Annotated in this window: 10 protein-coding genes; 9 read left to right on the forward strand and 1 reads right to left on the reverse strand. The window is 68.0% G+C overall.

The window, feature by feature from the left end; translation table 11 throughout:
* Positions 1-90 precede the first annotated feature (90 nt).
* The 6 genes from AUP43_RS02290 to AUP43_RS02315 all read left to right on the forward strand — a co-directional run bounded on the left by AUP43_RS02290 (position 91) and on the right by AUP43_RS02315 (position 6,190).
* Positions 91-546, forward strand: a complete 456-nt coding sequence (locus AUP43_RS02290) for a DUF3429 domain-containing protein (RefSeq protein WP_067552113.1) — start codon at positions 91-93, stop codon at positions 544-546.
* A 64-nt stretch (positions 547-610) separates the two neighbouring features.
* The gene (locus AUP43_RS02295) at positions 611-907 is read left to right on the forward strand and encodes a YciI family protein (RefSeq protein ID WP_067552116.1); all 297 of its coding nucleotides are present in this window, start codon (positions 611-613) and stop codon (positions 905-907) included.
* A gap of 8 nt (positions 908-915) precedes the next feature.
* Positions 916-2,883, forward strand: coding sequence for an acetoacetate--CoA ligase (locus AUP43_RS02300; RefSeq protein ID WP_067552120.1), 1,968 nt, complete (start codon positions 916-918; stop codon positions 2,881-2,883).
* A gap of 87 nt (positions 2,884-2,970) precedes the next feature.
* Positions 2,971-3,894 carry a diguanylate cyclase gene (locus tag AUP43_RS02305; RefSeq protein WP_067552123.1) on the forward strand — a complete coding sequence of 308 codons (924 nt, stop codon included), beginning with the start codon at positions 2,971-2,973 and terminating at the stop codon, positions 3,892-3,894.
* A gap of 56 nt (positions 3,895-3,950) precedes the next feature.
* Positions 3,951-4,475 carry a TetR/AcrR family transcriptional regulator gene (locus AUP43_RS02310; RefSeq protein WP_067552127.1) on the forward strand — a complete coding sequence of 175 codons (525 nt, stop codon included), beginning with the start codon at positions 3,951-3,953 and terminating at the stop codon, positions 4,473-4,475.
* Between the two features lie 212 nt (positions 4,476-4,687).
* Positions 4,688-6,190 (forward strand): inorganic phosphate transporter, encoded by a 1,503-nt coding sequence (locus tag AUP43_RS02315; RefSeq protein WP_067552130.1) that lies wholly within the window; start codon positions 4,688-4,690, stop codon positions 6,188-6,190.
* Here the strand turns inward: AUP43_RS02315 and AUP43_RS02320 are convergent.
* The gene (locus AUP43_RS02320) at positions 6,164-6,667 is read right to left on the reverse strand and encodes an NUDIX hydrolase (RefSeq protein ID WP_157089193.1); all 504 of its coding nucleotides are present in this window, start codon (positions 6,665-6,667) and stop codon (positions 6,164-6,166) included. The genes AUP43_RS02315 and AUP43_RS02320 overlap by 27 nt on opposite strands.
* Positions 6,668-6,969: 302 nt before the next feature.
* Here AUP43_RS02320 and AUP43_RS02325 point away from each other — a divergent pair, with 302 nt between their 5' ends.
* The 3 genes from AUP43_RS02325 (at position 6,970) to AUP43_RS02335 (ending at position 9,268) form a co-directional block, all read left to right on the forward strand.
* Positions 6,970-7,776: an N-formylglutamate amidohydrolase gene (locus tag AUP43_RS02325; RefSeq protein ID WP_067552136.1), complete on the forward strand. Its 807-nt coding sequence runs from the start codon at positions 6,970-6,972 to the stop codon at positions 7,774-7,776.
* Positions 7,773-8,900, forward strand: a complete 1,128-nt coding sequence (locus AUP43_RS02330; RefSeq protein WP_067552139.1) for a carboxylate-amine ligase — start codon at positions 7,773-7,775, stop codon at positions 8,898-8,900. Before AUP43_RS02325 ends, AUP43_RS02330 begins: the two co-directional genes overlap by 4 nt.
* Positions 8,901-8,965: 65 nt before the next feature.
* A complete protein-coding gene (locus AUP43_RS02335) occupies positions 8,966-9,268 on the forward strand; it encodes a DUF1244 domain-containing protein (protein ID WP_067552142.1) in 303 nt (100 codons plus the stop codon).
* Positions 9,269-9,311 lie beyond the last annotated feature (43 nt).

Genomic DNA, 9,311 nt, shown 5'->3' on the forward strand with positions numbered 1-9,311 from the left:
AGCTGGGTGAGGGGAGACCCCTGGTGAGGGGAGACCTGGGCGAGAGGAGCCCCCTGGCCGCCCGCGCGATCCTGGCCTATCTTCCCGGCCATGAAACTCGACGCGCAATTTGCCGGCATTCCGAGGCCGGTGCTGATCCTGGGTCTGGCGGGTCTGATTCCGTTCGTCGCCGGCGCTGTCGGCGGGTGGCTGCTGATCGAGCCGCTGAACCGGGCGGCGCAGGACATGCAGGTGGCCTATGCCGCGCTGATCCTGTCCTTCCTGGGGGCGGTGCATTGGGGCGCGGCGCTCGCCCGGCCGGAGGGCGGCAGGCAGTGGGGCTGGATGGCCTGGTCGGTCACGCCGGCCCTGATCGCCTGGATCGCCATCATGCCGCCGGCGCCAACCGCGATCATCATCCTGATGGCGGGATTCCTGGCGACGCTGGCCGCCGATATCCGCGCCGTGCAGCGCGGGCTGCTGCCGCGCTGGTACCTGGCGCTGCGCCGGGTGCTGACGCCGCTGGTGCTGATCTGCCTGGGGGCGACGCTGCTGCGGCTGGCCTGACCTTGCGCGCACGCCGCCCGGCACGCTATTACCGAAGACAAAGCAGCGGAGGGAGGCCAAGGCGATGCAGTTCCTGGTGACAGCCTATGACGGCGCCGACGACAAGGCGCTGGAGCGCCGGCTGGCGGTGCGCGAGAAGCATCTGGAAGGCTGGTACAAGCTGGTGGCCGACGGCCACGGCATCACCGGCGGCGCGATCCTCGACGATGAGGGCCGGATGATCGGCTCGATGGCGCTGCTCGAATTTCCCGACCGCGCCGCCTTCGATGCCTGGTTCGAGAACGACCCCTACGTGACCGGCGGCGTCTGGCAGAAGATCGAGGTTCGCCCCTTCCGCGTGGCCCCGAAATCGAAGAGCTGAGCCGCCCGATGACCGACAAGCCCCCCATCGAAACGCCCCTTTGGCAGCCCTCGCCCGACCGTATCGCCAGCACTACCGTCACCCGCTTCATGGCGGAACTGGAGGCCAGGCACGGCGCGAAGACCGGCGATTTCCCGTCCCTGTGGCGCTGGTCGGTCGATAACAGCCCGGCATTCTGGGATTTCGTCTGGGATTTCTGCGGCGTGATCGGCGAGAAGGGCCGCCGTGTCCTGATCGATGAAGACCGCATGCCCGGCGCGCAGTTCTTCCCCGATGCGAAGCTGAATTTCGCCGAGAATCTGCTGCGCAAGAATGACGACAGCGACGCCATCGTGTTCTGGGGCGAGGACAAGGTGAAGCGCCGCCTGTCCTGGCGCGACCTCAACGAGGCGGTCTCCCGCCTGGCGCAGGCGCTGAAGGCGGAGGGCGTCGGCCAGGGTGACCGGGTGGCCGCCTATATGCCGAACCTGCCGGAAACCGTGATCGCCATGCTGGCGGCCAGCGCGCTGGGGGCGACCTTTACCAGCGCCTCGCCCGATTTCGGCGTGCAGGGCGTGCTGGACCGGTTCGGCCAGACCGAACCCACGGTGCTGATCGCGGTCGAGGGCTATCACTATAACGGCAAAGTCATCGACTGCCTGGCGAAGCTGCGCGAGGTGGCGGCGCAACTGCCGACGGTGAAGCGCGTCGTCGTCGTGCCCTATGCCCGCGAGGCCATGGATTTGACCGGCATCGAGCGGGCCGTGCCCTATGCGGAATTCGTTGCCCCATATCAGCCGAAGGTGCTGGAGTTCGTGCGGGTGCCGTTCAATCACCCGCTCTACATCCTCTATTCCTCGGGCACCACGGGCGTGCCGAAATGCATCATGCATGGCGTCGGCGGCACGCTGATCCAGCATCTGAAGGAACTGAAGCTGCACAGCGACGTGAAGCCGGGCGACCGCGTCTTCTACTTCACCACCTGCGGCTGGATGATGTGGAACTGGCTGGTCAGCGCGCTGGCCTGCGAGGCGACGCTGCTGCTCTATGACGGCTCGCCCTTCCATCCCGACGCCCGCATCCTGTTCGACTATGCCGATGCCGAGGGCATGACGCTGTTCGGCACGAGTGCCAAATATATCGACGCGGTGCTGAAGAGCGGGCTCAAGCCGCGCGAGACGCATTCCCTGAAGAGCGTGCGGGCGATGACCTCCACCGGCTCGCCGCTGTCGCCGGAAGGCTTCGATTTCGTCTATTCGGGCATCAAGCCGGATATATGCCTGTCCTCGATCTCCGGCGGCACCGACATTGTGTCCTGCTTCGTGCTGGGCAATCCCATCGGCCCGGTCTGGCGCGGCGAGATCCAGGCGCGCGGCCTCGGCATGGCGGTCGATGTGTTCGACGACGAGGGCAGGCCGGTGCGCGAGCAGAAGGGCGAGCTGGTCTGCACCCAGCCCTTCCCCTGCATGCCCATAGGCTTCTGGAACGATCCGGACGGGGCGAAATACCGCGCCGCCTATTTCGACAGCTTCCCGAACATCTGGTGCCATGGCGATTTCGTCGAGCTGACGAAACATGACGGCATGATCATCTATGGCCGCTCCGACGCCACGCTGAACCCCGGCGGGGTGCGCATCGGCACGGCGGAAATCTACCGCCAGGTGGAAAAGCTGCCGGAGGTGCTGGAAGCCATCGTCATCGGCCAGGATTGGGACAGCGACGTGCGCGTCGTGCTGTTCGTGAAGCTGCGCGACGGGATCACGCTGGACGAGGCTCTCGAAAAGCGCATCAAGCAGCAGATTCGCAGCGGCGCGACGCCGCGCCATGTGCCGGCGAAGATCGTGCAGGTGGCCGACATTCCGCGCACCAAGAGCGGCAAGATCGTCGAGCTTGCCGTGCGCAACGTGGTGCATGGCCGGCCGATCAAGAATATCGAGGCGCTGGCCAACCCGGAGGCGCTGGATCTGTACCGCGACCGTGACGAATTGGCGAGCTGAGCGGAATACCGGCGTGGCACGGTTGTTCTTGCCGTCATAACGGCCGATATTACTGCGCATGCTCGGTATCAAGGTCTGAAGACCGCCATGGCCGCTTTCGAGACCAAGCCGAAAGGCCGCGATGCGCAGCGCCCGCTGACGCATGAGGATATTTTGCGCCAGCTCGATTCGGCGGTGGCGGAGCATCTGGCCTGGATGACGCGCTGGCACCGCTCCGCCCTGTGCAAGGTGGAGCCGCCGACCGAGATCGTCTCCGACCATGCGCATTATCTGTGCGGCTTCGGCAGCTGGTGCGACCTGCATCACGACGATCCGCTGGTCGCCCAGCCGGCCTTCGCGGCGCTGATCGAGACGCACAAGGCGCTGCACCAGCTCGCCGCCCTGCTGGCCAAGCGCGCCTGGAAGGACCCCAAGGTGCCGGCCCAGGAATATGATGCGCTGATGGAGAAGGTGAACCGCTTCATCGACCAGTCGCACCGGTTGCAGAAGGCGTTCCAGAAAGTCGCCTCCGACCTCGACCCGCTGACCGGCGCGCATACCCGCCAGGACATGATGAAGGATCTGATGCGCGAGCGCGAACGGGCCTCGCGCGCCAAGACAAGCTGCATCGTGGCGATGGCCGATCTCGACCGCTTCAAGGCGGTGAACGACACCCATGGCCACCAGGCCGGCGACGCCGTGCTGCGCCAGATATCCAACACTTTCCTGGAGATTCTGCGGCCCTATGACCGGCTGTACCGCTATGGCGGCGAGGAATTCCTGTTCTGCCTGCCCGAATGCACGGTGGATTCGGCGCTGACCATCCTCGACAGGCTGCGCCGGCGCATCGCCGACCTAGCCATCGATATCGGCGGCGGCCGCACCCTGCGGGTCACCTGCTCCTTCGGCGTCACGCCGCTCAGCGCCGACGCGCCGTTGAAGACGGTGATCGACCGCGCCGACCGCGCCCTCTACGCCGCCAAGGAGGAGGGCCGCGACCGTGTTCTCGTCTGGACGCCGGAGATGACGTAAGGACCGGAACGCGCGACGGGGGTTGAAATGTAAAACGATCGTTTTACATCTGACTCATGGATATCAAAACAAAGCTCATCGCCGCCGCCGAACGTCTCTTCGACCGACACGGCTTCACCGCCACCGGGATCGACCGGCTGACCCAGGCGACCGGCATGTCGAGCCGCACGCTGTACAAGCATGCCGGCAGCAAGACAGCGCTCATCGCCGCTGTCCTGTCGGAGCGGGACCGGCGCTTCCAGCGCCGATTGGCGGTGCGCAGCGTCGACGGCCTCTTCGCCGCGCTGGGGGATTGGGTGCGGGTCGAGGGTAGCCGGGGTTGCCTGTTCCTGCGCGCCCATGGCGAAACCGGCGGCGACACGCCGGAAATCGCCGCTGCCCTGTCGGCGCACAAGGAACAGCTTCGCGAGAGAATCCGCCTGATCGTGATCAACGAGACCGGCGGCGAGAATCCAGCGCTGGCCGAACAGATACTGCTGCTGTTCGAGGGCGCGACGGCGACGGCGGTCTATCGCGGCGCGCCGGCCGTGGCCTCGGCGCGCGCCGCCGCCGCCACGCTGGTCGAGCAAGCCCGATCCTGAACCCCGGCCCAGAGCACAGCCCGGAACCCGCCCGGAACCCGGGGCTGCCGGTTCTAGGCGCTGGAATACCGGCCGCCTTTGCGTGTATGGCTATGCCCCTGATTCGGGCCGCGAAGGGAACAGCCATGATCATCGGATACCGACAAGCCGGCGCTTGCGCCGACCGCAAGGCCTGACGTGACGGCAGCGCATCAGCCCGGACACGGGCGGCAATGAGCAAGACGGCGCTCGACAAGGATCTCCGCAAGCTCGACCGGATGGAGGCGGCGACCCACGCAACCTCCCGGTCGCTGGCGCCGCTGGGCATCGCCGTCGTGTTCCTGGTCGGCGCGGCGGCCTGGACCAGCGTGACGTTCCAGGGCGGGCCCTACGGCTATCTGGTGGTGATATCGGCGGTCATCGTCGGCTACATGGCGCTGAATATCGGCGCCAACGACGTCGCCAACAACATGGGGCCGGCGGTGGGCGCCAAGGCGCTGACCATGGGCGGCGCGCTGGTCATCGCCGCCCTGGCGGAAGCGTCCGGCGCGCTGCTGGCCGGCGGCGACGTGGTTTCCACCGTGGCGAACGACCTGCTGCGCGCCGATACCGCGCTGGAAGGCCGCAGCCTGGTCTTCGTCATGCTGGCCGCCCTGCTGGCCTCCGCCCTGTGGGTCAATCTGGCGACCATCCTGGGCGCGCCCGTATCGACCACCCATGCCGTGGTCGGCGGCGTGGTCGGGGCCGGCATCGCGGCGGCGGGCTTCGGCGTCGTGGTGTGGCCGACCATCGGGACCATCGCGGCCAGCTGGGTGATCTCGCCGGTGCTGGGCGGCATCTTCTCCGCACTGTTCCTCGCCCTCATCCGCAAGACCATCCTGCAACGCAAGGACCGCATCGCGGCGGCACGCTGCTGGGTGCCAATCCTGGTGGCGGCGATGGCCGGCATCTTCGCCGCCTATCTGGCGACCAAGGGGCTGCGCCGGGTCTGGTCGCCGGGCGCCGGCCTGGTGCTGACGATCGGGCTGGGCTGCGCGATCCTCGTCTGGTTGGCCGCCCGGCCGTGGATTCGCCAGCGCTCGCGCGGGATGGAGAATCGCAAGCGGCATGTCAGCCGGCTGTTCCGCCTGCCGCTGGTCTGCGCGGCGGCGCTGCTGTCCTTCGCCCATGGCGCCAACGACGTGGCCAACGCGGTCGGGCCGTTCGCCGCCATCGTCGCCGTGTTGCAGAATGGCGGCGCGGCGGCGGGGGAGCTGGAGCTGCCGGTCTGGGTGCTGGCCATTGGGGCCATCGGCCTCGCGCTGGGTCTAGCGCTGTTCGGCCCCCGGCTGATCCGCACGGTGGGCGAGAAGATCACCAAGATGAACGAGACGCGGGCCTATTGCGTCGCCCTGTCGGCGGCGATCACCGTGCTGTTCGCCTCGGCGCTGGGCCTGCCGGTCTCCTCCACCCATATCGCCGTGGGTGCCATCTTCGGCGTCGGCTTTCTGCGCGAATTCTATTCGAACCGGAGATTGCAGAGCGAGTTGGTGCCGGTGCGCGCCATCGGCATCGATGCCGGCCGGCTGAATGCCAGCCCGGAGGAAGCGGTCGCGAAATACCGGCGGCGGGAACGCCGGCGGCTGGTGCGCCGCCGCCATGTGCTGCAGATCGTCGCCGCCTGGGTGTTCACCGTGCCGGCGACGGCGGTGCTGTCGGGCGTGCTGTATCTACTGCTTGCGGCCCTGATGCTCTAACGCCAGGTTCACCGCCCGCTGCGCCAGCCGGTCGGCGATGCGGGCCATCTCGGAATCGTTCAGAAGGCGCTTTGCCTCCGGCAGCACGGCCCAGTGGCGATGGCGCTCGCCCTTTTCGTCCCAGGCCTCGCGCTGGCTGCGCACATGCAGCGGATAGGCGGCGACCCGCACCACGGTATGGGCCGCGTCGCTGAGCACGGATCGATAATGCCCGAGCGGCACCGTGCCCATATCGCCTTCCACCCCGGCTTCCTCCAGCGCTTCCTTGGCGGCGTTCTCCCACGGCTCCAGGTTCGGCTCCAACCCGCCTTTCGGGAAAATCCACCGCCCGGAGCGGCGCGAGGTGATCAGCAGAAAGACCGGCTGCCCGTCGACCAGCCGATAGGGCACCGCCGCCGATTGCCGTGTCGGCGCCTGCACGGCCTCCGACATCCAGGGGGAGAGGAGCGAGGTCAGCGTCAGTCTGGTTTCCGGCATCTTGTCTTGCCTGTTTACGATGCCGCGATTGTAGCCCAAGGAAGCCGTTGGGGAGAACCCTCCCTCTCCATGCCTCCCCCAGCACCCTACCGCGGCACCCTACCGCGGCACCCTACCGCGGCACCCTACCGCGGCACCCTACCGCGGCACCCTACCGCGGCACCCTACCGCGGCACCCTACCGCGGCACCCTACCGCGGCACCCTACCGCGGCACCCTACCGCGGCACCCTACCGCCGCGCCCTCTTGCCAGCGCGCCGTCGCCGGGGCTAAGTCAAGGCACCCGCAAAGCGAGACGCCCGAATGGCCGATCTGTCCCCGCCCGCCCTGCTGCAAGCCGACGAGCCGCCCGCCTTTGAGTGGGTGAATGCGGCCAGCGCCTCGCCCATCCTGCTGCTGTGCGACCATGCCAGCAACCGGGTGCCGCGCGCGCTGGGCGATCTGGGCGTCAGCGCGGCGGAGCGGGCGCGGCATATCGGCTGGGACATCGGCGCGGCGGCGGTGACGCGCCACCTGTCCGCCCGGTTCGACGCGCCGGCGGTGATGACCGGCTATTCCCGCCTGGTGATCGATTGCAACCGCGACCCGGCCGACCGCAGCGCCATGCCAGAAATTTCCGACGGCACCCTGGTGCCGGGCAATGAAGGGTTGAGCCAGGCCGCCCGCCAGCGCCGCATCGACGGGCTGTTCAAGCCCTACCATGGCGAGATAGCGGCGCGCATCGAGGCGATCCGCGCCGCCGGGGAGATGCCGGTGCTGCTGTCGATCCATAGTTTCACGCCGGTGTTCAAGCAGATGGAGCGGCCCTGGCATCTGGGCATCCTGTGGAACCGCGACGGCCGGCTGGCCGAGCCGCTGATGGCGCATCTGCGCCAGGACCCGGCGCTGTGCGTTGGCGATAACGAACCCTATTCGGCGCGCGAGCCGGAGGGTTTTACCCTGGAGCATCACGCCGAGCCGGCTGGCCTGCCGCATGTGCTGGTGGAAATCCGCCAGGACCTGATCTGCGACGCGGCCGGGGTCGGGCGCTGGGCGAAAATCTTCGGCGACGCGGTGGCCGCCGTGCTGGCCGATCCCGCCGTGCAACGCTCCTTCCGGGAAGAGACATGACCGCCGCCCCCTCCTTCACCCTCGGCATCGAGGAAGAATATCTGCTGGTCGACCGGCAGAGCCGCGATCTGGTCGACAACCCGCCGGAGGATATGATCGAGCAGGTGAAGGCGCGCATCGAGGCCGATGTGATGCCGGAATTCCTGCGCTCGCAGATCGAGGTGGCGACCAAGCCGGTGCGCACCGTGGCCGAGGCCGGGGCCGAGCTGCGCGCCCTGCGCCGCGCGGTGGCCGAGGTGGCGGCCGGCCACGGGCTCGCGCCCATCGCCGCCTCCACCCACCCCTTCGCCCGCTGGCAGGCGCAGAAGCACACGGCGCGCGACCGCTACGAGACGCTGGCGCGCGACATGCAGACGGTGGCGCGCCGGCTGGTGATCTGCGGCATGCATGTCCATGTCGGCATCGAGGACGAGAATCTGCGCATCGACCTGCTGAACCAGGTCTCCTACTTCCTGCCGCATCTGCTGGCGCTGTCCACCTCCTCGCCCTTCTGGGGCGGCGAGGATAGCGGGCTGATGTCCTACCGCGTCTCGGTGTTCGACGAGGTGCCGCGCACCGGCCTGCCGGAGCATTTCGCCAGCTGGGGCGAATATAAGCGTCATGTCGACGTGCTGGTCGCCGCCGGCCTGATCGAGGACGGCACCAAGCTGTGGTGGGACGCCCGCCCCTCCTCGCGCTTCCCGACGCTGGAAATGCGCATCACCGACATCTGCACCAAGCTGGAGCACGGCCTGTCGATCGCGGCACTCTATGTCTGCCTGCTGCGCATGCTGTGGCGGCTGCGCGGCATGAACCAGCGCTGGCGGGTCTACGCCAACATGCTGGTGAACGAGAATCGCTGGCGCGCCCAGCGCTACGGGCTGGACGAGGGGCTGGTGGATTTCGGCAAGGGCCAGATCGTGCCCTATGCCGATCTGCTGGAGGAGATCATCGCCCTGGTGCGCGAGGATGCCGACGCGCTGGGCTGCCGTGCCGAGGTGGAGGCGACCCGCGCGATCCTGGCCGAAGGCACCAGCGCGCACCGCCAGCGCCAGGCCTTCGCCGCCGCCACCGCCGCCGGCGCGGCGCGCGCCGACGCCCTGAAGGCGGTGGTCGACGGGCTGATCGCGGAAACCATCGCCTGACGGTTTGACATGCGGCGCCCGCGACCCGAGATTCAGGGTGAACGAGACGTCACCGGGAGAAAGACATGACCGATATCGACCCGAAGACCCGCACCGAGCTTGAGGCCGCCGCGTTCCGCGCGCTGGTCGACCATCTGCGGGCGCGCACCGACGTGCAGAATATCGACCTGATGAACCTGGCCGGCTTCTGCCGCAACTGCCTGTCGAAATGGTACGCCGCCGCCGCCAAGGAGAAAGGCCTCGATGTCGGCTACGACCAGGCCCGCGAGATCGTCTACGGCATGCCCTACGAGGAATGGAAGGCCAAGCACCAGACCGAGGCCACCGCCGAGCAGAAGGCGCTGCACGCGCAGATCCACCAGCATTGAGCGTCCCTGTCTCTCACTGCGTCATTCCCGGCCCCAAGCCCCA

It is taken from the genome of Oceanibaculum pacificum, assembly GCF_001618175.1.
Taxonomy (GTDB): domain Bacteria; phylum Pseudomonadota; class Alphaproteobacteria; order Oceanibaculales; family Oceanibaculaceae; genus Oceanibaculum; species Oceanibaculum pacificum.

Bases quoted from the DNA above. Each gene is read 5' to 3' on its own strand.
- AUP43_RS02290 (WP_067552113.1), top strand. From the start codon at position 91: ATGAAACTCGACGCGCAATTTGCCGGCATTCCGAGGCCGGTGCTGATC.
- AUP43_RS02295 (WP_067552116.1), top strand. From the start codon at position 611: ATGCAGTTCCTGGTGACAGCCTATGACGGCGCCGACGACAAGGCGCTG.
- AUP43_RS02300 (WP_067552120.1), top strand. From the start codon at position 916: ATGACCGACAAGCCCCCCATCGAAACGCCCCTTTGGCAGCCCTCGCCC.
- AUP43_RS02305 (WP_067552123.1), top strand. From the start codon at position 2,971: ATGGCCGCTTTCGAGACCAAGCCGAAAGGCCGCGATGCGCAGCGCCCG.
- AUP43_RS02310 (WP_067552127.1), top strand. From the start codon at position 3,951: ATGGATATCAAAACAAAGCTCATCGCCGCCGCCGAACGTCTCTTCGAC.
- AUP43_RS02315 (WP_067552130.1), top strand. From the start codon at position 4,688: ATGAGCAAGACGGCGCTCGACAAGGATCTCCGCAAGCTCGACCGGATG.
- AUP43_RS02320 (WP_157089193.1), bottom strand. From the start codon at position 6,667: ATGCCGGAAACCAGACTGACGCTGACCTCGCTCCTCTCCCCCTGGATG.
- AUP43_RS02325 (WP_067552136.1), top strand. From the start codon at position 6,970: ATGGCCGATCTGTCCCCGCCCGCCCTGCTGCAAGCCGACGAGCCGCCC.
- AUP43_RS02330 (WP_067552139.1), top strand. From the start codon at position 7,773: ATGACCGCCGCCCCCTCCTTCACCCTCGGCATCGAGGAAGAATATCTG.
- AUP43_RS02335 (WP_067552142.1), top strand. From the start codon at position 8,966: ATGACCGATATCGACCCGAAGACCCGCACCGAGCTTGAGGCCGCCGCG.